Source organism: Capilliphycus salinus ALCB114379 (assembly GCF_047276495.1).
GTDB classification, from domain to species: domain Bacteria; phylum Cyanobacteriota; class Cyanobacteriia; order Cyanobacteriales; family Microcoleaceae; genus Capilliphycus; species Capilliphycus salinus.
On sequence record NZ_CP178543.1, the window covers coordinates 6,654,774 to 6,679,477 of the forward strand.

Annotated in this window: 17 protein-coding genes; 11 read left to right on the forward strand and 6 right to left on the reverse strand. The window is 41.0% G+C overall.

Features of this window, described 5'->3' with window-relative positions:
• Window positions 1–810 (forward strand): tryptophan-rich sensory protein, encoded by an 810-nt coding sequence (locus ACL6C3_RS26890; protein ID WP_413162762.1) that lies wholly within the window; start codon window positions 1–3, stop codon window positions 808–810.
• Window positions 811–856: 46 nt separating this feature from the next.
• Here ACL6C3_RS26890 and ACL6C3_RS26895 read toward each other — a convergent pair whose 3' ends face one another.
• On the reverse strand, window positions 857–1,621 hold the full coding sequence (locus ACL6C3_RS26895; RefSeq protein WP_413162764.1) for a Uma2 family endonuclease: 765 nt from the start codon (window positions 1,619–1,621) through the stop codon (window positions 857–859).
• Window positions 1,622–1,760: 139 nt separating this feature from the next.
• On the opposite strand from ACL6C3_RS26895, the gene ACL6C3_RS26900 reads away from it, so the two are divergent.
• The 5 genes from ACL6C3_RS26900 (at window position 1,761) to ACL6C3_RS26920 (ending at window position 7,964) form a co-directional block, all read left to right on the forward strand.
• Window positions 1,761–3,272, forward strand: coding sequence for a thioredoxin-like domain-containing protein (locus ACL6C3_RS26900; protein ID WP_413162766.1), 1,512 nt, complete (start codon window positions 1,761–1,763; stop codon window positions 3,270–3,272).
• A 155-nt stretch (window positions 3,273–3,427) separates the two neighbouring features.
• Window positions 3,428–4,471 carry a BMP family protein gene (locus tag ACL6C3_RS26905; RefSeq protein ID WP_413162768.1) on the forward strand — a complete coding sequence of 348 codons (1,044 nt, stop codon included), beginning with the start codon at window positions 3,428–3,430 and terminating at the stop codon, window positions 4,469–4,471.
• Window positions 4,472–4,489: 18 nt separating this feature from the next.
• Complete coding sequence (locus ACL6C3_RS26910) at window positions 4,490–5,983, forward strand: ABC transporter ATP-binding protein (protein WP_413162770.1); 1,494 nt, start codon at window positions 4,490–4,492, stop codon at window positions 5,981–5,983.
• The gene (locus tag ACL6C3_RS26915) at window positions 5,967–7,016 is read left to right on the forward strand and encodes an ABC transporter permease (protein ID WP_413162771.1); all 1,050 of its coding nucleotides are present in this window, start codon (window positions 5,967–5,969) and stop codon (window positions 7,014–7,016) included. Before ACL6C3_RS26910 ends, ACL6C3_RS26915 begins: the two co-directional genes overlap by 17 nt.
• An 18-nt stretch (window positions 7,017–7,034) precedes the next feature.
• Window positions 7,035–7,964: an ABC transporter permease gene (locus ACL6C3_RS26920; RefSeq protein WP_413162772.1), complete on the forward strand. Its 930-nt coding sequence runs from the start codon at window positions 7,035–7,037 to the stop codon at window positions 7,962–7,964.
• Here ACL6C3_RS26920 and ACL6C3_RS26925 read toward each other — a convergent pair.
• On the reverse strand, window positions 7,945–8,787 hold the full coding sequence (locus tag ACL6C3_RS26925) for a response regulator (protein ID WP_413162774.1): 843 nt from the start codon (window positions 8,785–8,787) through the stop codon (window positions 7,945–7,947). The genes ACL6C3_RS26920 and ACL6C3_RS26925 overlap by 20 nt on opposite strands.
• Window positions 8,788–8,892: 105 nt before the next feature.
• Entirely contained in the window at window positions 8,893–10,026 is a 1,134-nt protein-coding gene (locus ACL6C3_RS26930; protein WP_413162776.1) for a substrate-binding domain-containing protein, read from the reverse strand.
• 326 nt (window positions 10,027–10,352) lie between these two features.
• On the opposite strand from ACL6C3_RS26930, the gene ACL6C3_RS26935 reads away from it, so the two are divergent.
• The 3 genes from ACL6C3_RS26935 to ACL6C3_RS26945 are packed head-to-tail and all read left to right on the forward strand — an operon-like array spanning window position 10,353 to window position 13,475.
• A complete protein-coding gene (locus ACL6C3_RS26935) occupies window positions 10,353–11,243 on the forward strand; it encodes a type I restriction endonuclease (RefSeq protein ID WP_413162778.1) in 891 nt (296 codons plus the stop codon).
• Window positions 11,244–11,259: 16 nt separating this feature from the next.
• The gene (gene modA / locus ACL6C3_RS26940) at window positions 11,260–12,048 is read left to right on the forward strand and encodes a molybdate ABC transporter substrate-binding protein (RefSeq protein ID WP_413162780.1); all 789 of its coding nucleotides are present in this window, start codon (window positions 11,260–11,262) and stop codon (window positions 12,046–12,048) included.
• A 29-nt stretch (window positions 12,049–12,077) separates the two neighbouring features.
• Window positions 12,078–13,475: a molybdopterin-dependent oxidoreductase gene (locus tag ACL6C3_RS26945; RefSeq protein WP_413162782.1), complete on the forward strand. Its 1,398-nt coding sequence runs from the start codon at window positions 12,078–12,080 to the stop codon at window positions 13,473–13,475.
• A gap of 118 nt (window positions 13,476–13,593) precedes the next feature.
• Here the strand turns inward: ACL6C3_RS26945 and ACL6C3_RS26950 are convergent, their stop codons facing one another.
• From ACL6C3_RS26950 to ACL6C3_RS26960, 3 genes are all read right to left on the reverse strand, one after another.
• Window positions 13,594–16,965 carry an ATP-binding protein gene (locus ACL6C3_RS26950; protein ID WP_413162784.1) on the reverse strand — a complete coding sequence of 1,124 codons (3,372 nt, stop codon included), beginning with the start codon at window positions 16,963–16,965 and terminating at the stop codon, window positions 13,594–13,596.
• On the reverse strand, window positions 16,956–18,383 hold the full coding sequence (locus ACL6C3_RS26955; protein WP_413162785.1) for an ABC transporter substrate-binding protein: 1,428 nt from the start codon (window positions 18,381–18,383) through the stop codon (window positions 16,956–16,958). The genes ACL6C3_RS26950 and ACL6C3_RS26955 overlap by 10 nt, the downstream gene beginning before the upstream one ends.
• 559 nt (window positions 18,384–18,942) lie before the next feature.
• A complete protein-coding gene (locus ACL6C3_RS26960) occupies window positions 18,943–22,560 on the reverse strand; it encodes an NB-ARC domain-containing protein (protein ID WP_413162786.1) in 3,618 nt (1,205 codons plus the stop codon).
• A gap of 251 nt (window positions 22,561–22,811) precedes the next feature.
• Here ACL6C3_RS26960 and ACL6C3_RS26965 point away from each other — a divergent pair, with 251 nt between their 5' ends.
• Both ACL6C3_RS26965 and glgA read left to right on the forward strand, forming a co-directional pair.
• Window positions 22,812–23,027: a hypothetical protein gene (locus ACL6C3_RS26965; RefSeq protein WP_413162787.1), complete on the forward strand. Its 216-nt coding sequence runs from the start codon at window positions 22,812–22,814 to the stop codon at window positions 23,025–23,027.
• Between the two features lie 132 nt (window positions 23,028–23,159).
• Window positions 23,160–24,635, forward strand: a complete 1,476-nt coding sequence (gene glgA / locus ACL6C3_RS26970) for a glycogen synthase GlgA (protein WP_413162789.1) — start codon at window positions 23,160–23,162, stop codon at window positions 24,633–24,635.
• The last annotated feature ends 69 nt before the right edge of the window (window positions 24,636–24,704 follow it).

The following is a 24,704-nucleotide window of genomic DNA, read 5'->3' on the forward strand; positions in this document are numbered from 1 at the left end:
ATGACTTCTAATTCTCCCTCTTCTAATCAACATAATTTCAGACAATGGCTCACTTTAATTGCGATTTTTGTGGCGTTTGCGGTGAATGTCTTGTCAAATTTTTTCCCCCTGAATGGGTTGACAATTGGAGAAATCTCTAATGTACTCTTTGGCGAGGTGAAAATTATTCCCGCCAACTACGCTTTTGCCATTTGGGGATTGATTTATTTGGGATTATTTAGCTTGGGAATTTATCAATTTCTTCCCGCCCAACGAGATAATCCCCGCTTGCAAGATATGGGATATTTTTTGGTGATGGCTTGTGTCGCTCAAATTATTTGGGTGTGGGTGTTTTTATCTCGACTGTTTCTTCCTTCTTTAATTGCAATGGTGGGAATTTTGTTGGCTTTAATTGCGGGTTATTTGGCCCTAAATATTGGTAAAGAAAAAGTTCCAAAATGGGAAAGATGGTGTGTTAACGCTCCGATGAGTATTTATTTGGCTTGGATTAGCGTGGCGACTATTGTTAATGTGGCGATTTTTTTGGAAAGTATAGATTGGAATGGTTGGGGAATTTCACCAGAAATTTGGACTGCAATTTTATTAATTATAGCAGGAATTATCGCTGTTTTGATGAGAATAAATTATCAAGAAACGGCTTTTCCTCTGGTGTTTTTGTGGGCGATTATTGCCATTATCGTCAGACAATTTAACGAATCTTTAATTGTGTTAACGGCGTTGGGTGTTTGTTTGGCGATTTCGTTGGTGGGTATAGGTTCAACGGTTTCTCATCATTCCCAAGTCGCCGAGTCTAGTGTTGAGAAAAGATGATTGAGAGTTTTCAATCACCTTCTTTGCTGACTCGCGAGTTGATATTCTAAGGATTTTCTAACTGTTCGGGATTGATTCCTTGTTCTCGCAATTGTTGAATTAAAGCTTGATAGCGTTGTTGTTCTTGTTGTAATTGAGTTAGGGCTTCTTCTGCTCGCTGACGCTCTTGTTCGGCACGTTGGTATTCTTCTTCTGCTCGTTGACGCTCTTGTTCGGCACGTTGGTATTCTTGTTCTGCACGTTCATCGAGTTCGACAGAAGTGAGAAACTTTCGCCCATCAGGACGATAAATTTCTAGGTTATTTTCTGTCAGTTCAAAACGAATTTGTAAGCGAGGACTTACCCAGCCGTTAATCTGTTCAATTTCTTCTAAATGTTCGTTGACCCGCAAAGAACCTATCAATTCAACCCTTTGAGGCTCATAAATGTAATATTCTTCTACACCATATTGTTGATAAAAAAACAATTTTCTAATCATCTCTTGAGGGCGATTTCCGGGCGAGAGAATTTCAAACACCACTTGAGGTGTAATATTATTTTCTTTCCATTGTTGATAGGAACCTCGCTCTCCTTTGGGTCTTCCAAACGCAACTAAAACATCGGGTGCTTGACGAATTTTCGGATTTCCTTCAACCGGATACCACAACAAATCACCCGCTACAAAGATATTTTCATCTTGATAAAACAAGATTTCTAGATTTTCTTTAATCGTAACAATCCATTGAAATTGTAGGGTATTATCCGCCATCGGTTGACCATCGCTATCCGGGTAAATAATATCGGTTTGAGTTTCCGGTATTTGTTGTACCATTGCTTTTACCTCAATCCATTACTTGAGAGAATAATTTATAATCCCATTTTTAGACTATGATTATGATAACATTAGTTAACCCAGTCGTCGGGCAGGACTTTGTAAAATTAACCCTCAATGCTGTTATTATCACCTTCTCATGCCTAATATTCACGCGCCGGAACTTCCCCAAAATTTCCCTTGGTTAAATACAGAACATCCGTTATCGCTGAAGTCTCTGCGGGGACGGGTAGTTTTGTTAGATTTTTGGACGTATTGCTGTATTAATTGTTTGCATATTTTGCCGGATTTAAAATATTTTGAACAAAAATATCGGGAGAGTTTAACCGTAATTGGTGTACATTCTGCCAAATTTGATAATGAAAAAGAAGTCGAAAATATCCGTCAAGCGATTCTGCGATATGACATTGAACATCCGGTTTTAGTCGATAACGGTTTTGAAGTTTGGCAACAGTACGCCGTTAACGCTTGGCCGACTTTAGTCTTAATTGACCCCAAAGGTTATTATGTGGGAAGTGCAGCAGGGGAAGGAAATCGCGAGATAATTGATGAGATTTTGAGCCAATTAATTGAGGAACATCGCCAACAGGGAACGATTAATTTTGAGGAAATTACTCTCAGTTTAGAAAAGCAAAAACAACCTTTAATAACCCCTTTGGCTTTTCCGGGGAAAGTGTTGGCTGATGGGGCGGAAAATAGTTTATTTATTGCCGATTCCGGACACAATCGAATTGTTATCGGAACAACAGAAGGGGAGATATTAGAAATCATTGGAAGCGGAAAAGCGGGGTTAACAGACGGTTCGTTTCAACAGGCGCAATTTTTCGCACCGCAGGGAATGGCGTTGGATACAAACCAACAAATTCTTTATGTCGCCGATACGGAAAATCACGCGATAAGAAAGATAGATTTACAGCAAAAAACCGTTACAACCATTGCGGGAACCGGAGAACAAAGCCATTTTATTTATCCTCACGGCGGTACGGCGTTGGAAACTCAATTAAACTCGCCTTGGGATTTAGAAAAAGTTGGGGATAAACTTTATATTGCGATGGCGGGTTGTCATCAAATTTGGGTGATGAATTTGGAAACAAATCAAGTTCAAACCTATGCGGGTTTTGGTGCGGAATCTTGTGTGGATGGGGAATTATTAGAAGCGGCTTTTTCTCAACCCAGTGGGATAACCACGAATGGGATAGAATTATTTATCGCAGATAGCGAAATTAGTTCAATTCGAGGCGTGGGTTTGGGAGAAAATACGGGGGAAAATACGGGGGAAAATACAACAGTAAGAACCGTTTGCGGGAGCGGAGATTTATTTGGGTTTGCAGATGTAGACGGAGAGGGTTTTGACGTGCGGTTGCAGCACTGTTTGGGGGTGGAATTTGCTCAAAATTATCTCTGGGTTGCGGATACTTACAACCACAAAATTAAGCGGGTTGATGTGAAAACGGGAACCTGCGAAACGGTGTTGGGAAATGACGGGAGTTTTTCCGAACCTTCGGGGTTAAGTGCGGTGGGTTCTTTATTGTATGTTGCGGATACAAATAACCATCAAATTCGACAAATTGATTTAGAAAAACTAACCGTTAAAACCCTAAATTTTCCGGGGTTATGTGCGCCGGATGTTTGTATTCCCAAACTCAATTAATCTTATCGGATAGAAAAGAGAGGATTTGAAAAATAGTCCTCTCTCCGGTTCGGTTTTCCAAGATAAAATATTGAAATGTTCAAACCGAACTTGACAGGGGTAAATAATCATGGTAAAAACTTAAAAATAAATGAATTTTTTAAAATAAACCAACAGTGAAATACAATCGACGCCAATTTATTGGCTATAGTTTAAGCGCGTTAACCGTCAGTCTGTTGTTAAAAGCTTGCGGGGGTTCTTCAGATTCTCCAACCACAGAATCCGACGCCAAAGTATTTAAAATGGCGATTGTTTTACCGGGTTCAATTACCGATGGCGGTTGGAATCAATCCGGCTACGAAGGCGTGAATAAATCGGCCGAAAATCTCAACGCGGAGATGGCGTATTTAGAACAAGTTGAACCCGCAAACCAAGCCGAAGCATTATCGGGTTTCGCCCGACAAGGTTACAATTTGGTGATTGCTCACGGCGGACAATTTGACGCCGCAATTGAACAGGTTTCGGGTCAATTTCCCGAGACGTTTTTTTTAGCGGTTAACGGGAATATTGCGGGAGAAAATTACGCTTCGGTGACGACAAACTATTTACAACTGGCTTATTTGGCGGGTGCAACTGCGGCTTTAATGACTCAAAATAACAAAGTTGCTTTTATCACCGGGTTATCGTTTAAATCCACAGACGCACAAGCAAAAGCGTTTGAACTCGGCGCCAGGTCAATTAATCCCAATATTGAAACCGTCAACAGTTTTACGGGCGATTTTAACGATATTGCCAAAGCAAAAGAAGCGACATTAGCCCTAATTTCAACCGGAGTCGATGTCATTTATCACAATTTGGATAATTCTTCTCCTGCGGTGTTAGAAACGGCTGAGGAAAAAGGAATTTATGCGATTGGAAATGTCAGCAATCAGTTAGAAATAGCACCCGAAGCGGTTCTGACAAGTACCCTTCAAGACATCGGAGGTGCAATTGGTTATGTTGCCAATTTAGTCCATGAAAATCGGGTTGAACCCGAAAAATATATGTTGGGGTTGGAACATCCCGAAATTGTTCAACTCGGAAAATTTAACCCAATTATTCCGGACATGGTTAAAGAAAAAGTTAATCGGATTGAACAGTCAATGTTAAGCGGGGATTTAACGTTTCAAGATTGCGTCGATGGGGGAGAAGAAACGGTTTGTCTGCAAGAAACGATTTAATGATTGAATGATTGCGCCATGACAGCGTTAAGATTAGAAAATATTAGCAAATCCTTCGGCAACTTTTTAGCCAACCATAATATTAACCTGGAAATTCAACCCGGTTCTATTCACGGAATTCTGGGGGAAAATGGGGCGGGTAAAAGCACGTTAATGAAGATAATCTCGGGAGTCTATCAACCCGATATCGGTGAAATTTACGTGCAGAATAAACCCCTAAAAACCATTTCGCCCCAAACGGCTATCCGTCACGGAATTGGGATGATTCATCAACATTTTATGCTGATTCCCGAACTTTCCGTTACCGAAAATATTATTCTGGGAAGTCGCAGTCAGTTTCATCTCAACTTAGAAAAAAAAGCATCCGAAATCACCCAAATGGGGAAAGCCTACGGTTTGGAAGTTCCCGCAACTGCAAAAGTCAAAGATTTACCCATCGGAACTCAACAGCGGGTGGAAATTCTCAAAGCGCTTTATCGCCAAGCCAGTATTTTAATTTTAGACGAACCAACAGCCGTTTTAACACCATCGGAGGTGAAATCTTTATTTCAAATCTTACGCCAACTCGCAGAAAATCACCACACCATTCTATTTATTAGTCATAAACTTAACGAGGTAATGGAAATTTGCGATACCGTTACCGTACTCCGAAAAGGAGAAGTTATCGCCACGACAAAAACCCAAGATACAACGCCCAAAGCACTCGCCGAAATGATGGTGGGTCGGGAGGTAAATTTCACCCCGAAAAAAACCGTTAAAACTCCCGAAAATAAACCCAAAAATAAAGTGATTTTAGATGTTGAGAACTTACAAGTAAAAAACGACTTGGGGATATTAACCGTTAAAGGCGTTTCATTTGAACTGCATCGGGGCGAGATTTTAGGGGTAGCGGGAGTTGATGGAAACGGACAGCGAGAGTTAGCCGATAGTCTTGTCGGTTTGCGAGAAATTTTCGGGGGAAATATTCGGTTCAATCACCCCGAAAACCAACCTTTAACCGTCGGATACATTCCCGAAGACCGCCAAACAACGGGATTAATTCTTAACTTTAGTCTCGCCCGAAATCTCATCTTAAAACTGTTTCGGTTTTTGCCTTTTTGTCGGTACGGCTTTCTACAAAACAAAACCGTTAATCGTAACGGGGAAGATGCAATTAAAAAGTTTGATATCAGAACCCAAAATCCTCAACTTCCCGTTAAATTTCTATCCGGTGGAAACCAACAAAAGATTATTTTAGCTCGCGAATTCTCTCAAAATCCGACATTAATTGTCGCAATGCAACCAACTAGAGGGTTAGATATCGGGGCGACGGAATTTGTAAAACAGTGTTTGCTCGAACAAAAAGAACGGGGCGCCGCTATTTTATATATTTCTACCGAATTAGAAGAAATTTTGGCGGTGAGCGACCGAATTGCAGTTATTTTTAACGGTCAATTTGTTGAGATTTTAGACGCTTCCGATGCTACAGTAGAACAGGTTGGTTATTTGATGAGCAATGGCATCCGAAACTAAACTCATAAAAATAAATCGCGGATTTTGGCTCATTATTCCGCCCATTTTAGCGGTATTTTTTGCCCTGTTAGTTGGGGCGGTTTTAATCGCCATTGCGGGAACAAATCCCCTAACCGCTTATCTTGCTTTATTTCAAGAATCTTTAACCACAAAATACGGATTTGGGAATACTCTCACCAAAACAACGCCCCTATTATTAACAGGTTTGGGCGTGTTGGTCGCCCTGCGGGGAGGCTTGTTTAATTTGGGGGGAGAAGGTCAAATTTATCTGGGCGGTTTGGGAAGTGTTTTAATAGGACTTTATGTGCAGAATTTGCCGGGTTTTATTCATCTTCCTTTAGCGTTAATTGCGGGGTTTCTATTCGGCGGATTTTGGGCTTTTATTGCGGCTTACCTAAAGGTTTTTCGCGGCGTTAACGAAGTTCTTTCTACTTTATTGCTAAACTATATCGCCCAAAATTTGATTAGCTATCTTGTTAGCAATCCCCTGAAAGCCCCCGCAGCGCCCAGCCCTTTTAGTCCTTTGATTCAAGAGTCCGCTCGTTTGCCGATTATATTACCCCAAACTCAAGCTCACGCCGGGATTTTTTTGGGTTTATTGATGGCTGGAATTTTGGCGATTTTATTTTATTTGACCGCCTGGGGTTATCAAATTGATGCGGTCGGACAAAATCCCAAAGCCGCCCGTTATGGGGGAATTTCCGTTAATTTTACTCTAATTTTCGTGATGATTTTATCGGGAGGTTTGGCCGGACTTGCGGGAAGTTCGGAGGTTTTGGGGTTAAAATATCGCCTGTTTGAAAACTTTTCTCCTGGCTACGGTTTCGATGCGGTGGCGATTGCTTTATTGAGTCGGGGGAGTCCGTTGGCGGTGATATTAATATCGCTATTTTTTGGAACGCTTCGTAGCGGGGCGAACGTCATTCAACAAACTGCGGGAGTTCCCATTACTGTTGTTTATGCAATTCAAGGATTAGTGTTACTTTTTCTCGCAATTAGTTTGGCAATCGATAAAAAAACACAGCAGGTTTAAATTAAAACTCACATCTTTATGATATCAGAAAACCTCTCTTTTATAACCGATTATTTTTCATCGAGTATCAGCCTAGCAATTCCCCTCGCCTTTGCCGCTTTGGGCGGACTTTTTGCCGAACGTTCGGGGGTGATTAATATCGGTTTGGAAGGACTTTTATTAACGGGCGCTTTTGTGGGGGCGGCGAGTTCAGTTTTAACCGAAAATCTGGCAATCTCTATTTTAATTGCGGTTGTAATTGGCGGGTGCGTTGGCGGAGTTCACGCTTATCTTTGTGTCAGTTTAAACGTCAATCAAATTGTCTCGGGTTTGGCGATAAATTTGGCGGCTTCGGGATTAACGGCTTACGGGGCGAGACTGTTATTTAATACCGGAACCGTCGCGCTTCCCAAACTTCCCAAACTCGAAATATTCGGTTTAAAATCTATTCCCGTTTTGGGCGTAATTTTTCAGCAAGATATTTTGTGCTATTTGCTTTTAATATTAATTGGACTCAGCACCTATATTATCTTTAAGACTCACTGGGGATTAACGTTGAGGGCGGTGGGCGAGTCTGCCGTTGCTGCGGATGCGACGGGAATTTCGGTGGTGAAAGTTCGTTATATTTGTGTGATTTTGAGCGGAATTTTGGCGAGTTTGGGAGGCGTTTATTTAGCTTTAGTTCACGTCGGATTTTTTACGGAAGGAATGAGTGCGGGAAAGGGTTTTATTGCCATTGCTGCGATTATTTTTGGTCGTTGGCATCCGGTTTATACGAGTTTAGCCTGTTTTTTGTTTGGGACAACAGAAGCGTTACAACTGAGAATTCAAGCGTTTAATTTGGATATTCCCTATCAGTTTTTGGTGATGCTTCCCTATTTAATTGCCCTGTTTGCTTTGGTCGGAATTGCGGGAAAATCAACCCCACCCGCTGCACTCGGAAAAGCATTTAACTCTCAACATCGTTAATTTTTTTATCGTTTTCTTCGGCTAAAATAACGCTTCCTTCATAGCAACAAACCTTTCCTTGTTCATCTCGAACCGCCCAAATATTTTCAGAAATCCAGATTAAATGATTATCAACCCGTTTCACCTGAGACTTAAAATCAACGACTGAACCTTCTTTTTCTAAATGATTCATTAACTCCCGCCAACGCTTTTGATTCACATAACGTTTATCATCTAAATTGAGAAAATCGTTAATCATTTCATCGGCGGATTGATAACCGTAGAGACGAACTAAAGCCGGATTAACCGTTTGATAAAATCCATCGGGTGTCATCTGAAATATTCCCGCATTTCCCGAGTTAAATAAACGCTGATATTGAGTTTGTAAGGTTTGAGACTGTTGTTGAATTTCCGAGAGTTGTTGCTGGAGAAAACGAATTTTCAGTTGTGTTTCTACCCGGGCAACCACTTCTTCAAATTGAAACGGTTTGGTAATATAATCGACTCCCCCAACTGTAAACGCTTTCACCTTATCTAAAACCTCATCTAACGCACTAATAAAAATCACCGGAATTTCTGCGGTTTCTTTTTGAGTTTTGAGTTGTTGACAAACTTCATAACCGTTCATTTGCGGCATATTAATATCCAGTAAAATCAAATCGGGAGGAGCCGCTTGAGCCGCTGTTAAAGCCATTTGACCATTTAAAACTTTCCGAACATTATATCCCTGTTCGCTCAACATATTGGAGAGCAAACGCAAGCTATCAATCGTATCATCAACAACCAGAATTTTAGCGGTAGAATTATCAAAAGAACGGGTATTCATTGCAATAAGGCGACGCATTGACGCAAGAACAGATTGATGTTAAAATAAAATCAATCCTAAACTAGAAAACAGCTTGGCTGTCATCATAGCAGAATTCGCGCTTAGATTGGCTCGAATTTATGATTATTCAATAGTAGCGACAACTTCTCCTGTTTGAGAAGTATCGTAACCTCCAAGCGCCGTTAATTGGGAATGTAAACGGGGATGTCCGAGAGTATTTAGGAGTTGTTGAACCGGAGTTTCAGCTAAATAATCTTTAAGAACAACTAAATCATATCGAGATTTATGCAAAGGAATAAAAGTCAGTCCAAACGCTTTAGCAACCGCTTGGGTACTCACACCCGCATCGACATTTCCACTCGCCACCGCCCTGGCGACAGCAACATGACTATTCACCACAGAATTAAACCCTTTCACCGCCTGAAAAGGAATCTCGGCTTTTTGCAACAAATACTCTAATAATTGACGACTTCCCGAACCGATTTCTCGATTAACAATCGTAATATTAGCGTCAACTAAATCCACAACACTTCTCAAATTTTTCGGATTATTTGCTTGAACCAGTAACCCTTCTTCCCAAACTCCCAAATTAATCAATACCGCCCTTTTATTCATCACCGCTTCTCGAACAAAACTAACATTATAAGAATCGGTTTCTGGGCTGTACAAGTGCATTCCCGCGATGTGAACTTCACCCCGACACAGGCGTTCTAGCGCATCCATACTATTAGCAAAACTCCAATAAACCCGCAGATTAGGATACCAATATTCAGCCACTCGCGCCCACAAAGATAACACCGGAGTACAACCCGCCACCGCCACCGTTTGATTAATTCTTTCCGGTTGCGTCCACAATTTCACCTGTACCGGAGCGCGTTCAGTTTGTCCCCAACCCTCGCCATCTGCGGGAATCATCTCGGTGCGAAAGGCGTCCTCACCCAACAGGGGATAAGCCATCAATTTTCCCCCAACTCGCGCCAACGTGAACCGAACATCCTGGTCTGCGGGAATAGTCTGGGCAGGTGTAGCTTCGACTCGCAGACAATCTTCTTCCAACCAAAACAAATCCTCCACCTGACACCCAAGCGCCTTTGCCAACCGCAGCGCTATCGTCGCAGAGGGGGCATACTGTCCGGACTCAACGCCGCTAATGGTTTGGCGAGAAACCCCCACCACTTTCGCTAAGTCTTGCTGGCTCAAACCCAAGCGCGTGCGAATTTGTTTGAGGCTATTGCGTAGTTCGTTGTCCTGCTTCATATACAGCCTAAACTCAAACCCTATCCCTAACTTTCACCAGTCTACTGGTATCGTCGCGGTTCAAGCGGTAAAAATTGTATCTTTTACTACGCAAGTATTTTTTACATTGTGCTTAAATACTTGCATAATGTCAGATGCCTCTTAGATATCAGGACAAATCCCACGAAAATTTGCGGGTTAATGTCTTGGTACTAAAGATTAGCGATAAGTAGCAGAGTCAACTGGCTGTTAAGTTGATTGTTAAGTACCGTTTTTTTTACCTCTTGACAGCCAGTTTTCTTTTTATTACTAATTCAACGTTCAACAAAATTTTTGAGAAAAAAATTATGCTGATTTGGTTTGAAGTTCTGGGTTATACAGTTTTATCAGAGCGAGAAAATTCATCGACAATATTAACAGAACGCGAAAATCAGGTGATTCTGCGCGAGCGTCTAGAACAATCCCTCAAAAAAATTAATCCTCATGTTTCTGAACTCGCCCTGCAAAAAGCCATACAAAAATTACAATTTTATGACGGCAAAAACAACAATAATGCTACCCTGCAAGACTATCTAACTCAAGGCGTAGATGTGTCTTACTATTTTAACGATAAATTTGTTTTTGAAAAGGTGCAGATTGTTGATTACACTCATCCCCTGAATAATGATTGGTTAGCCGTTCATCAGTTTAGCCTAACGGTAGACCACTGGCATTATTCACCGGAAATCGTGATTTTTATCAATGGTTTACCTCTGGTCATCATTGAAGTTTGTAAAATTTTAGAAAATCGGGCAATTGAAAGCTTTTATAATAATATTTTCATCTACAAAGAGAAAACAAAAAAACTGTTTGACTATGCCCAAATTTTGGTAATCTCTCAGGGAAATGAGGTGAGATTTGGTCATGTGAATCAATCTCTGCAAGAATTTAAAGTGTGGTCAGAAGTTGAAATACAGCAGGGTTTCTCCGATTGGAAAAATACCATTGCAGGATTTATTCAAGACTACTTTGATAAACGATATTTTCTGCACATACTGAAAGCCAAAATTCAAGCAAAACCTGTGGATAGACAAGCTTTAAATCAACTGATTGAGAATGAACAGTCTTCAGATCGCTTTTCCGAACAATATCCGATCAAACAATTAAATTTTTTGAAAAAGCGTCAACGTAAAAAACGAATTATAACTGCGATGAAATTAAATAATTTATTAAAACCAACCCAATCAAAAAAGTTTTAATAAACGATAACGAAAGATGATAAGGAGAGAGTTTTTAATTGATTTAATTGGTTTAGTTGCTGCCTTTATTTTATTCGTTTCCACTGTTAATGTTGGTTCAGCCCAACCCAATCAAACCACATTAACCGTAGCAGCAGGTGCGGGTTTAAAAGCAACAATGGAAGCCATTCAACAAGTGTATAGCCAAACTCAACCCAACGTTAAAATCATCTATATTTTTGCCGCATCTGGCGCATTAAGACAACAAATTGAACAGGGCGCACCCGTTGATGTGTTTATCTCCGCTTCCTCAAAATTTATGGATGAATTGCAATCGAAAGGATTACTTCTTAATGAGACTCGTCGCAATTTATTAACCAATCAAGTCGCGTTAATTGTTCCACAAAATATGACCGGAATTTATAGCTTTCAAGACTTAACCAAAAACACCGTTAAAAAGATTGCCATAGGCGAACCCAGAGTCGCACCCGTTGGCAAATCAGCCGAAGAAGTTTTGACCTATTTTAACCTGTTTGAACAACTTAAAACCCAAATAATTTATGCCAAAGACGCCTTACAAATTGTCAACTATGTCGCCACCGGAAATGTTGATGCGGGAATTGTCCATGATACAACCGCAAAACAATCGAATCAAGTCAAAATTGTTGCAATTGCACCCCCAGAATCTCACGAACCTTTAGTTTATCCAGTGGCGGTAATTAAAGACAGTAAAAATGTTACAGATGCCCGAGAGTTTGTGAACTTTTTATCCGGTAGCCAAGCCAAATCTATCTTTGAACAACATGGCTATCAACTAGCCCGTTAAACCTTTATTTTTTGTGTGAGGAGTAAAACATGGAATTGTTAGTTAATGCTTTAAATATTGGCAGTCCGAGTCCAGATGGAAAAACCTATTTACTTACGGAAAACCCCGATATTTTTTATCTAACGCCGGGATTTTTGAATAGTTATCCGGGTGGAATTTCTGGATTAAGTGACCCCGATTTAATTGTTGGAAGTGTCAGCAATGAACGAATTTTAGGTGATATTGGTTCGGATACTTTAATGGGCGGAGAAGGCGATGATAGCTTAATTGCAGGGAAAAATTATGACCTTTTATATGGCAATCAAGGCGATGATATTCTAGGGGGAGAACAGGGACAAGATACCCTCTATGGCGGTCAAGGAAATGACGTTATACAAGGTCAAGAAGCGGATGATTATTTAAGTGGAGATTTGGGGATTGATACTTTAGTGGGAGGCGAAGGAGCCGATGTATTTATCCTGCGGCAAAGTACGGGTGTTACAGAGTTAGCAGAAGCGGATATTATCGCCGATTTTGAAGCCGTTGATCGCATTGGATTGGCTGAAGGATTAAGTTTAACGAACCTGAATTTAGAAACAAATGGTGAGGATACAATCATCCGAGATACTATTTCTAATACCATTTTAGCTCGGGTTGTTGGAGTCTCAACTGAAGCTTTAACGGGGCGATTTCTTGATTTAACCCCTCCCGAAATTATTGTGGATTTAGAGAACGATACCGGAATTGGAACCGAAGATAATTTTAGTGCCGATCCAACCCTTATTGGTCGGGTGAATAATGCCAGTGAAATTGTCAATTTCCGAGCCAGTTTTAGCGATACAATGACCTCTAACTTTGTCGATATTTCCGCAGAGTTAGAACCGGACGGAAGTTTTCGTCTGACTCCCGAAAATTTAGCCGAAATCAACGGTGAAACTTTACCCGATGGTTTGTATACTTTGCGTTTATTTGCTAGCGATGAATTTGGCAATACAACGACCGAAGAATTTGACTTTACATTTGCCGTTGAAACGCTCTTTTTTATCAGTGGTGAAATTCCTCAAACTGAAGGTTTTAGTGCAGGAGATTTGGCTCAACTTCCCCGTTTGACGATTGAAACAAGCGATCGCGGAACACCTGCTATCTACGAAGGTGTACCTTTAATTGAAGTTTTACGAGAAGCAGAAGTACCTCTTGGCGATCAATTACGGGGCGACAATATGACGTTATATTTAGTTGTAGAAGCTGCCGATGGTTATCAGGTTGTGTATAGTTTAACCGAACTTGATCCTACTTTTGGAAACCGTACAATTTTGTTAGCAGATACCCGTGATGGTCAACCTTTAAGCGGAGATGAAGGGCCTTTGCGTTTAGTCATTCCGGGCGATCAGCGTCAAGCTCGTTGGATTCGACAAATTACTCAAATGAAGTTATTAACTGCCAGTTAGATAACAGAAATTATAACAATAAAGGGCGGATTTATTGTCTGGATTAAAACCCGGTTTATATTGATAGACCGGGCTTTTTTGATTTTCCAAGTAAATATTTTTACTTTCCAAAAATCCCCTATTTTAAAGCTTCTTGAGAAATCTCAATAATTTTTTCAAACCGAAGATTATTAATAAAATCGGCTAAAGTTTGACGAATTAAAGCCGCATCATTGGGAATTTTATCGAGTAATTCTAAAATTTGTGAATCATCGGCTTCTGTGGCGGCTTGATGGAGTTTAATTATCCATTCTTTTGACATTAATTTTAACGTTTCTGGCGTTAGCAACTCTGGAGAAATAGAATCCTGAGATGAAGAATATTCTTCAGCTTCAGCATAGAGATAACGAACCCCTAAATAAGTAGCCATTTTCTCGAAAATCACCGCTTCTTGAAACGGTTTACGCACATAATCATCGCATCCAGCCGACAAAACCAGAGAGCGTTTTTCTTCAAAAGCGCTCGCCGTTAATGCAATAATTACAGTCGCCTGACCCCTGGCTGTTCCTTTAATATACCGTGTTGCTTCATAGCCATCCATCACAGGCATTCGCATATCCATCCAAATTAAATGAGGTTGCCAATTTTCCCAAATTTTAATTCCTTCTTCACCATTTTCTGCCATTTTAACTTGAAAACCAATCGGTTCAATTAACCGACGCAACAGTTGACGATTTTCCCATTTATCCTCAACAATTAAAATTCGATATTTTAGCTGTTCGGGAGCAATTCCAATCACTTGTTTATCGGCATTTTTTAGCGGAAGTGAACCTGTATGACTCACTTTTAACGGGATTTCAAACTTAAAAATAGTCCCTTGATTGACAACACTATCAACTCCAATTTCACCCCCCATTAACTGCACAAATTGACGGGTAATTGCCAAACCCAAACCCGTTCCTTGTTGAGAATGTCGTCCGGCTTCTGTTTGAACGAACGCTTCAAATAAACTCTCAAGTTCTTCGGGAAAAATTCCAGGCCCCGTATCTTCGACTTCAAATTTTAGACGAATAAGTTTAGATTGTTCGGACAAAATAGTAGCCAAATCAACTTGATTTAACCGCAAGATAACCTCGCCTTGCCGAGTAAATTTAATCGCATTTCCAAGTAAATTAATTAAAATCTGGCGTAATTTGCTTTCATCCCCATAGACACATTCGGGCAGATTTGAGTCAATTTTAAAGGATAATTTTAAGCCCTTTGAATTGGCTTTCAGTCGCAACATTTCTTCTAAACTTTTGAGAAGATGATCGAGATTAAAACGATTTTCTTGTAGGCTCAATTTTCCCGACTCTATTTTCGCCATTGACAACACATCGTTAATTAAAGAAAGTAAATGTTCGCCACTGCGGTTGATAATTTCCAGTGTATCTTGATGCTGAATTAACGCCATTTCGGGATGTTGTTTCACATCTCGATTCATAATTTGAGTAAAGCCTAAAATTGCATTTAAAGGTGTTCTTAATTCGTGGCTCATATTGGCTAAAAATTCGCTTTTGGCTTGGTTGGCTCGTTCGGCTAATTCTTTGGCGCATTGGGTTTCTTCTTCGGCTAATTTTCGTTCTAATTCTGCACCCGCTCTCGCCGCAAAAATCTTTAAAATAAGCTGTCTGGTGACATCATCTGTCATCGGTTCCACATCAAAGACTGCAACGTGACCAATGCGATCGCCCGCACTATTACACAGCGCAAAACCCATATAACTTTCGACATTAAATTGAACTAAATAGGGATCTTCTGGAAATTGTACTTTGATATTTTCGGGATAAAATCGACATTCTCCCGCCGATAAAACCTCGCAAGGAGTGCCGGCTAAATCATATTCAAAATTATCACTAAAGCCGTCCCCTTGCCAAAACGCTAAAGTTCGCACCCGTTGCTTTGAACCCGGCACATATTCCGCCACTAACGCATAACGAACCTGCATAATTTGGGCTAAATAAGTAACTAATGAATGAAAGAATTCTCGTCCGGTTGCGGAAGCCGTACCTTCAACAATTAACTTTAAAGCTTCTTCTCGTTGTTTGCGTTCGGTAATATCTCTGGCTACCACTAATACCGCATCCTCAGAAATCGGTGAAATAATCGAATCAAACCAGAAAAGTTGACCGTTGAGCATCAAATCATATTCAAAATTAATGGTTTCTTGACAGAACAAAGCGGTTTGAATATATTGTAGAAAAAAGTTCGCTTTTTCCGGTTCAAAAATCTGAGCGACCGTTTTTCCTAAGATTTCTTCTGTGGGTTTGTAGAGTAAAGATTGATTGTTTGTCGGGGCAATTTTCAGATAACGTCCTTCTCCATCCAAGACAAAAATTAACTCTTGCATCGCGACAAATAAGGCTCGTAATTCCGCTTCTGAGGCGGCGTGAGCGGCTTCCGCCATAATGCGATCGCGAATTTCTTGTTGTAAAGCCTGAGTTTTTTCTTCCAGTTTATGACTATAATTTTCTAACTGTTGACGCGACAAACTTAACTGACGAGATAAACCGTAAACACCTACCATTAACACCGCCACAGATACCGATCCAACTAATACAATACTTCCGGCGAGTTGTCGTGCAGGTGCAAAGGCTTCCTGCTGTTGCATTTCAACTAATAATGCTAGGTCTTGATCGTTGAGCCAACGGTAAACCCCAATCACCGGAACGCCATTATAATTATTATAAAGCCCGTAACTGCTGACTCCTTTCATCGCCTCATCAATCCCGTGACTGCTCACATTTTCATCGACCATCTTTTTACCGCTTTCCGCTTTAGAAATAAAGGTATTTTGAGTCAGCAACGAACCCACTAAATAGGTTTCTCCGCTTTTCCCTAAACCCGTTTGTTCGCGAACAATATTATCAATACGGGTCAGGTTTAGATGGGTTAAAATAGCACCCTGACGCACTCCAGATTCATCCCGCAAGGGTGCGGCTAAAGTCACAGCAGGTTTACCGGTTAACGGCGAAACATAAAAAATTGGGGCGAAACTATCTCCGGGTTCAACTTCTTCAATATAGGTAACATTAGCGAGAACTTCGTAGTCTTCCTCTCGCTGTTTATCCGTTGAAATTAAAATGCGATTACTGGTATCAATAATAAAAACTTCTCTTAAATTCGGTTTAAGTTTGATAATATTCTGCACATATTCCGAGATAATTTGTTTCGCCGCTTGATACTCAACCGTTGTTGAATCTTGTTCGAGAATAATTTTAAGATTAGCTTGAATATCAGGAAATTGAGTAATTAGTAGAAAATCCCGTTGTTGGTCTTCAAACCAACGGGTAATTTCTTCTTCTTTCAGAGTGGCTGAAACTTGCAAACGGTAAAATGCGGCATTTTTTAAAGCCTCTCTCGCCCTAATAAATGTTACCCCTCCGACTATCCCTAATGTTGCTAGGGACAAGAGTAAAAACGAACAGGCGACTTTAACGGTTAGATGTTTTTTTCCAAACTTTATTCCCATGATTCAAAAATAGTTTTAATTTCTGCGATCGCTTCGTCTGTAACTTTTTCTGGCGGTTGACCTTCAACTAATATTTTATCCAAAGCTTGACCCCAAATATTGCTCTGATAAACTAAACTATAAGCCGGATTCACAACAGAACTATAAGGAATAGTCTGACTTTCGGTTAAAATTTCAACCGCTTTCGATAAATGAGGATCGGAAGGATTGCTCCAAAACGGATCGTCCCAAAGCGGTTTGTGAACGGGTAAATTTCGACCTCCTGAAGTTTTCAAATACTCGTTAATCACCTCCGGTTGCACAAAATATTTCAAAAATTCTTTCGCCATTTCCTGTTTATTTGACTTCTCAAAAATCACCGCTTGTTTAACACTAATAAAATAACGCATCGGTTCACCACTGGGTTTTTTGGGAAATTCCATCGTTCTCAGTTGGTTCTGATAAACCTCTGCATCTTGACGAACTGCAATCGGAATTGAAAGCGTAACATTGGGGGTCATTATCGCCATGCGATTGAGAATATAACGATTATTATCCGGGTTCAACCAAGTGATAGTATCTGGCGGAACATAACCCGCTTTATATTGTTCGGTTAACCAAGTCAAACAGTTAATAATTCCTTGGCGAACTTCAGGGCGCTCCACTTGCAATTGACCTTGTATATTAATGATTTCCACATCATAGGCTTCTAAAATATGTTCGACTAATTGATAAGTATCTCCCGCCCGAGAGGATAAAGCGAAAGCCATTGCATAGACTTTTTCATCGTTATTATCAGGTAAATTATCCTGAACTTTTCGCCAAAACTTCCAAAATTTATCCCAATCTTTGGGAATATCGGCCTCGGTGTAACCCGCTTGTTCAATTAAGGGTTGCCAGTAAGAAATATAAATATTCGATTGAGAAATCGGGACGCCATAATAACTATGTTTTTGTTTAAGATTATTGTATAAATAAACCGTTTTTAAAGAAGTTTCAAAATACAGATGTTGAATGGGTTCTATCACATCAGAAACATCAACTAACTGTCCTTCCCAAGCTAACTTGGGGTTTAAAACTCTTTCGGCTGCATTACTCATCAAAATATCGGGAGGATTCCCCGCTTGAATTGCTCTTTGAGTTTTATGGGGAAGTTGATCGGTGGTATAAAATGAAAGTTCTACTTTTTTTCCGGTTTGTTTTTCCCAATTTTGAATCAGATTTTGCAAGGCTTCATCTTCTTCGAGGGTAAACCCTTTATCCCACCAAATTGTTAACGCTGTTGTTTCGGTTGTAGACTCAGAAATTAGCGGGGGTTCGGATTCGGTTGTACAACCCGTGAACAGAGGAAAACCCGTTAAAAGGATAAAAAATCCTCGATAAATCAATTGCTTTCTTTTGGCTTCAAATCGATTGAATTTTTCCCTCAGATGAAGCATAGATTTTTAACTCTCCCCGCTTTGATCGCCTTTGAAAACATTTGAATTTATCATAACATTTTAGCTTATTTTTCCAGGGGTTTAAAATTCACCCGAGTCTGTCTATCCTTAAACCTCATATGATGTCCGGTTGATTAATTTTCTTAGGGTTGGGGGGCGGGTTTAATTTTATTTCGGAGTGGTCGTCAAGACCTTCGGGTGAACCCGCCCCTACGAAGCGGATTATTGATAAGTTGGATATGAGATCACCACGTCTTAAAGATATCAGAGATTTCCTGAGATTATCAGACATTTTGCAATTTTTTGACATTTTAGACAAGCTGAAATCAGTATCAACCCCTTGCATAGAGTCCATTTGAAATCAACCTGAGATTAATAATTTTCTAACTCCTGAGATTTTCTGTAATGACAAACTTGGGTAACTTTTGTACAGTAGTAAATGAAGGTGGATGACGCATCAACCCCGTTCAAATTCCTGAATCAATCTTGAGTTTGGTCGATAGTGTACCATCGAAAAGGAGCGGGGTTGGTGATTTTTTTACAAGATTATTTAATCGGATTAAGTGATCGCACCTAACAGTTTTAAATTGGCGATTGTTGCTTCGGTTAACCCCGTAACATCGCCGAGGTTCATTCCTTCATAAATTCTCGGAGTTTTCAACGTTTTTAGAGTCGTTTGATCGGCTAAATTCCATAATAATATTGTATCTCCATTACTCCCACTGGCTATAATTTGTTCATCCAAGCTATAATAAAACGCCCAAATTAAATCAATATTTCCCGGAAAACTTTGCAAACATTCAGCCGTTTTTACATCCCAAAGTTTCGCCGTTTTATCCGCACTTCCGCTAATAAGTTTTTGACCATCCCGACTAAACACAAGCGACCAAATTAACTTAGCATGACCCGCCAACGTTTTCAGACATTCCCCCGTTTTAACATCCCATAATTTCACCGTCCGATCTTCGCTTCCACTCGCCAAAAACCGACCATCAGGACTAAACGCCAAAGACCAGACCCAACCCCGATGTTCACTGAAAGTTTGTAAACATTCCCCCGTTTTAATATCCCATAATTTCACCGTTTGGTCAGCACTTCCACTCGCCAAAACTTCCCCATTTGGACTAAAAACAACCGTCAAAATGCGATCGCGATGTTCACTCAAACTTTGCAGACATTTCCCCGTTTTCACCTCCCATAACTTAACCGTTTTATCTGCACTTCCACTCGCCAAAACTTCCCCATTTGGACTGAAACAAACCGACCAAATTGTATCCGTATGTCCGGCTAAAGATTTAATTCCGCGACCCGACAACCTATCCCATAAGCAAATGATTTGATCTTCGCCAGCGCTGGCTAATATTTCACCCTTCAAACTAAACCCAACCGTGCGAACTAATTTAGAATGTTTTCGGAGAATTTTCAAGCATTCACCCGTCTGAGTTTTCCACAACCTAACAACACCATCACCACTTCCACTGGCTAAAAATTCACCCGTTTGACTAAACGCCAAACACCAATAAGACCCCACAGAGTCCGCATATCCTCGCCAAGTTCGCAAACGTTCCCGAGTTTCTAAATTCCAAATTTGTATCATTTCATTATCACAAGCCGCCAACATTTGACCATTTGGACTAAACGCAATTGACCAAATTTGACTCGTATATTCCCCCAAAACTGCAACACATTTCCCCGTTTTTACATCCCAAAGTCGCAAGATTTGACCATCACTTCCGCCTAAAATTTCACCATCTCGACTAAACGCCACCGACCAGACTAACGTTAAATCATCTTGCAAGGTTTGATAACAGTTTCCGGTTTCCACATTCCAAAGTTTAATCGTTTTTTCTTCGCAACTGGCTAAAGTTTGACCATCTCGACTAAACGCCACCGAAGAAATAACCCCTTGATGTCCTTCTAAAACCCGCAAACATTCGCCGCTTTTAATATCCCACAACCGCAAGGATAAATCTTCACTTCCACTCGCCAATAAACCCTCGGGAGATAAACACAAAGTCATCACCGCTTCTGTATGTCCGTGCAGGGTTTTACAGGAATTATTGCCGTGATTTTCTCCTATTTTATCCCCTATTTTATCTCCTATTTTATCCCAAACTTTAATCGTGCGATCGCTACTACAACTCACTAAAATCTTACCATCGGAGGAGAAAGCCAAACCTCGAACCCAATCCCTATGACCCGTAAGCGTATGTTCGATTTCTCCGGTTTTAATATTCCAAAGTTTAATCGTCGGAGAGTCAAAACTCGCACTCGCCAGTTGAGTATTCTCGGGATGAAAAGCCAACGTCCAAACCGAACTTTCATGTCCTTTTATCTTTAAAAATAACTGACCGGTTTCGACCATCCACAAACAAATTTCTCCGTCGGCGTGACCCGTAGCTAATATCCGGTTATCCTGACTCCAAGCCAAACTATAAACCGTTCCAAAGCTTTTCGTAAAAACCGATTTAGATAAATTCGATTCGGACAAGTTAACCCCGTTTAAATTCCGGCTTCTAAAATCAACTTGCCAAAGGCTTAAATTCGACAAATTACTATTACTGATATCGACTTGCAGGTCAAATAACAAATTAACCAAATTTCCGGCTAAATAATTAATTTCAGACCCGGATTTTTGCTGCAAACTCGACAGAATATTCATCAAAACCGTTTGGGTGCTATCAATATTTCCAAACAAATTTAACAATTCCCGACTCAGCGGTTCGAGAATTAAGCTAATTTGAGTTTGTCGAACATAATCCCTCGCCGTTGCTTTCAATAAAGGATAACGTCTCAACAACTCGATAGAATCCAGATGAGAATTTAATTCAGTCATGCGAGTCATTTCTGCGGTCATTTGACTCAACATTTGATCGATAACATATTCCATCACCACCGGCTGTTGGGTGTAACGTCCGGCTTGTTTTTCAATCAAACTTCGCCAACTCAGCGATTCTAACGCCTCCAACAATTCCATTCGCGAAACCACCGGAATAATATCTTCTGCAAGTTCAGCAATAGTTGTCCATTCTCGATTGATCGCCAACCAAAACATCACCATTTTTTCTAAACTTGAAAGCCGCTCAAATTGTTGGTCTAAAAGGCGACGAATATTATTAAAAATAACCGTATCTTGTTCTAAAAACTGCCCAATTTCTCCGGCAAATAAATCTTGAATCGAAGTCGCAACAATTTTCAACGCCAAAGGATTGTAACTATAACGGCGCAAAAGTTGGTGTTTTTGGTCGCTCGTTCCTGACAGTCCAACCAACCCAATTAAAGCCTCTGCCGTTTCCCGACATCCCCCTAACTGAAGACTTCTAACCGCCAACTGTTCCCCTTCTAACGCCGCAATTTCACCGGGTTTTTCTCGACTGGTGATCAGCAAACAACTTTGATGGGCCGTTTGACCAATAGCTGTTAGAAATTCGCCGTAATCTTCATAACCCGAACGATATTGACCCGCCCGACTTCCGGAAGATAAAATCGTTTCAACATTATCTAAAATTAACAAACAACGAGCCGACCGCAACCAATATAACAAGCGATCAAGTTTCGCTTCAATATCTTGTTTATCTGATAGAAAAGAAACCCAGTCTCCTAACAGCGTGGTTAACGGGGGAGCATTTCGCAAACTTCGCCAAATTACATAATTCCATTCTCCCTGAGTTTCCCTCGCCAATTTCACCGCCAGAGACGTTTTTCCAATTCCCCCCATTCCCAAAACCGCAACCAAATGACAGCCATCAATAAGAACCCATTGTTTGAGGGTATTAAGTTCGTTTGTCCGTCCATAAAATAGGTTAACATCGACCGCATCTCCCCAGTCACAATGATTTTCAATAGAAGCAACGGTCGCGGGAGAAACGGGAGAAGCAACGGAAACGGGTTCGGGAATATCTAGTTGTTGATGTCGGAAATGATAACGTTCGAGAGCGGCTTGAAAATTCGTTTTACTGACATTTTCCCCCAAAGCTTGACTGAGCAATTTCCACAATTTCGGGCCAACATCACGGGTAAGATAACTCACCGAATACCCTGAAGCGTTGGCGATTTGTTCATAGGTTTGTTTTTGACAAGTCCCCTGAAGAATTGCCGTTTCTACATCGGTGAGATATCGGCCAAAATGAGCATAAACTGCGGCGTTGGCGATTTGAATTGCTGGCGTCAAGTCCATTGGGTTTGCAAGTCCACTAGCCTTAAGCTGAGTTTACCTGAGATTATCAGAGTTGAGCAGAGATTCAATTAGATTATAGGTTAACTTTAGTATTCCTCTCGCGTGTCGCCCAAGAAACTCTAGCAAGATTGCATTTCGCCTCTATCCCCTGTATAGCGCTACGCGCAAGTCGTGAGGTCAGGAGTCGTGAGGTCAGAAGTCGGGAGGTCAGAAGTCGGGAGAAACTGTTTACTGTAAACTGTAATAACTCTATGCACGAACTTCGCTCTATGCACGAACTTCGCTCTATGCACGAACTTCGCTCTATGCACGAACTTCGCTCTATGCACGAACTTCGCTCTATGCACGAACTTCGCTCTCGACGGAAGCCGCCAAGTCGCAAGGAACGCGCTCTCGACGGAAGCCGCCAAGTCGCAAGGAACGCGCTCTCGACGGAAGCCGCCAAGTCGCAAGGAACGCGCTGGTGACTGGTGACTGGTGACTGGTGACTGTTCTCTGTCCTTAGCGCCATATATTCGTGGTTTGTCGGATAATAATGTATACTTTTGTGAAAATTGTCAATTCAGTTCACCGATCAAGCCAGTAAGTGAGGACTAGAAATGTACATCGTACAGATTGCCTCTGAATGCGCTCCCGTAATCAAAGCCGGAGGCTTGGGCGATGTGGTTTACGGACTCAGCCGCGAGTTAGAAATACGGGGCCATAGCGTAGAAATTATTCTACCGAAATATGATTGTATGCGGTACGACCACATCTGGGGATTGCACGAAGCCTATCGAGATTTATCAGTACCCTGGTATGGTGCCGCAATTCTTTGTGATGTTTATTGCGGTTGGGTACACGGACGATTATGTTTCTTTATTGAACCTCGTTCGGGCGATCAATTCTTCAACCGAGGCTGTTATTATGGTTGCGATGATGATAATATGCGGTTTGCCTTTTTTAGTAAAGCCGCTTTAGAATTTTTATTACGCACCAATAAACGCCCCGACATCATTCATTGCCACGACTGGCAAACCGGTTTAATTCCCGTGATGCTCTTTGAAATTTATAAATATCATGGCCTAGAGTATCAACGAGTTTGCTACACCATTCATAATTTTAAACACCAAGGAATTGGCGGGGTTGATGTTCTTTGGGCGACGGGACTCAATAACGAAGCCTATTATTTTGATTACAGTCGTCTGAGAGACAATTTTAATCCCTTCGCGCTTAATTTTATGAAGGGCGGTATTGTTTACTCCAATTTTGTTACCACTGTTTCACCCCATCACGCTTGGGAAGCCCATCTGGGCGACTGTGGTTATGGTTTAGGTCATACCTTACACGAACACCAACACAAGTTTACCGGTGTTCTCAACGGCATTGATTATAATGTTTGGAATCCCGAAATAGATGACTATATTCCGTTTAATTATAGTCCCGACGATTTCCAGACCAAAATTAAGAATAAAAAAGCCTTACGAGAAAAACTCTGGCTGCGCCATGTCAACCAACCGGTTATCGCTTATATCGGACGCCTAGACCAACAAAAAGGCGTTCATCTGGTCCACCATGCCATTTATTACGCCCTACAGCGAGAGGCGCAATTTGTACTACTCGGTTCGGCAACTGAACGGGGAATAAATGATTGGTTCTGGCATGAAAAACATTACCTCGATCATAACCCCGATTGTCATCTAGAAATCGGCTTTAACGAAGAACTTTCTCACCTAATTTATGCCGGTGCCGATATGATTATTGTCCCCAGTAATTACGAACCCTGCGGACTCACTCAAATGATCGGCATGAGATACGGAACCGTGCCAATTGTTCGCGGCGTCGGCGGGTTAGTCAGTACCGTTTTTGATCGGGATTATGACAACCATCAACCCGAAGAAAAACGCAACGGTTATGTTTTTTATCAAACCGATAATCAAGCCTTAGAATCGGCAATGGATCGGGCAATTGGTTTGTGGCATTATTACCCCAAAGAGTTCCGCCAACTCGCCTTACAAGGCATGGAATCTGATTATTCTTGGAACTATCCCGGTAAAGATTATGTCGGTATCTACGAACATATTCGCCATAGATAAAGATAGAAAATTTGGCAATTTCAGCGTTAAAAACTGATGATGTTATCGCTCAATTCGGGGGTTAGGAAA

Coding starts and splice junctions, on each gene's coding strand:
- ACL6C3_RS26890 (WP_413162762.1), top strand. CDS start 1: ATGACTTCTAATTCTCCCTCTTCTAATCAACATAATTTCAGACAATGG.
- ACL6C3_RS26895 (WP_413162764.1), bottom strand. CDS start 1,621: ATGGTACAACAAATACCGGAAACTCAAACCGATATTATTTACCCGGAT.
- ACL6C3_RS26900 (WP_413162766.1), top strand. CDS start 1,761: ATGCCTAATATTCACGCGCCGGAACTTCCCCAAAATTTCCCTTGGTTA.
- ACL6C3_RS26910 (WP_413162770.1), top strand. CDS start 4,490: ATGACAGCGTTAAGATTAGAAAATATTAGCAAATCCTTCGGCAACTTT.
- ACL6C3_RS26915 (WP_413162771.1), top strand. CDS start 5,967: ATGGCATCCGAAACTAAACTCATAAAAATAAATCGCGGATTTTGGCTC.
- ACL6C3_RS26920 (WP_413162772.1), top strand. CDS start 7,035: ATGATATCAGAAAACCTCTCTTTTATAACCGATTATTTTTCATCGAGT.
- ACL6C3_RS26925 (WP_413162774.1), bottom strand. CDS start 8,787: ATGCGTCGCCTTATTGCAATGAATACCCGTTCTTTTGATAATTCTACC.
- ACL6C3_RS26930 (WP_413162776.1), bottom strand. CDS start 10,026: ATGAAGCAGGACAACGAACTACGCAATAGCCTCAAACAAATTCGCACG.
- ACL6C3_RS26935 (WP_413162778.1), top strand. CDS start 10,353: ATGCTGATTTGGTTTGAAGTTCTGGGTTATACAGTTTTATCAGAGCGA.
- modA (WP_413162780.1), top strand. CDS start 11,260: ATGATAAGGAGAGAGTTTTTAATTGATTTAATTGGTTTAGTTGCTGCC.
- ACL6C3_RS26945 (WP_413162782.1), top strand. CDS start 12,078: ATGGAATTGTTAGTTAATGCTTTAAATATTGGCAGTCCGAGTCCAGAT.
- ACL6C3_RS26950 (WP_413162784.1), bottom strand. CDS start 16,965: ATGGGAATAAAGTTTGGAAAAAAACATCTAACCGTTAAAGTCGCCTGT.
- ACL6C3_RS26955 (WP_413162785.1), bottom strand. CDS start 18,383: ATGCTTCATCTGAGGGAAAAATTCAATCGATTTGAAGCCAAAAGAAAG.
- ACL6C3_RS26960 (WP_413162786.1), bottom strand. CDS start 22,560: ATGGACTTGACGCCAGCAATTCAAATCGCCAACGCCGCAGTTTATGCT.
- ACL6C3_RS26965 (WP_413162787.1), top strand. CDS start 22,812: ATGCACGAACTTCGCTCTATGCACGAACTTCGCTCTATGCACGAACTT.
- glgA (WP_413162789.1), top strand. CDS start 23,160: ATGTACATCGTACAGATTGCCTCTGAATGCGCTCCCGTAATCAAAGCC.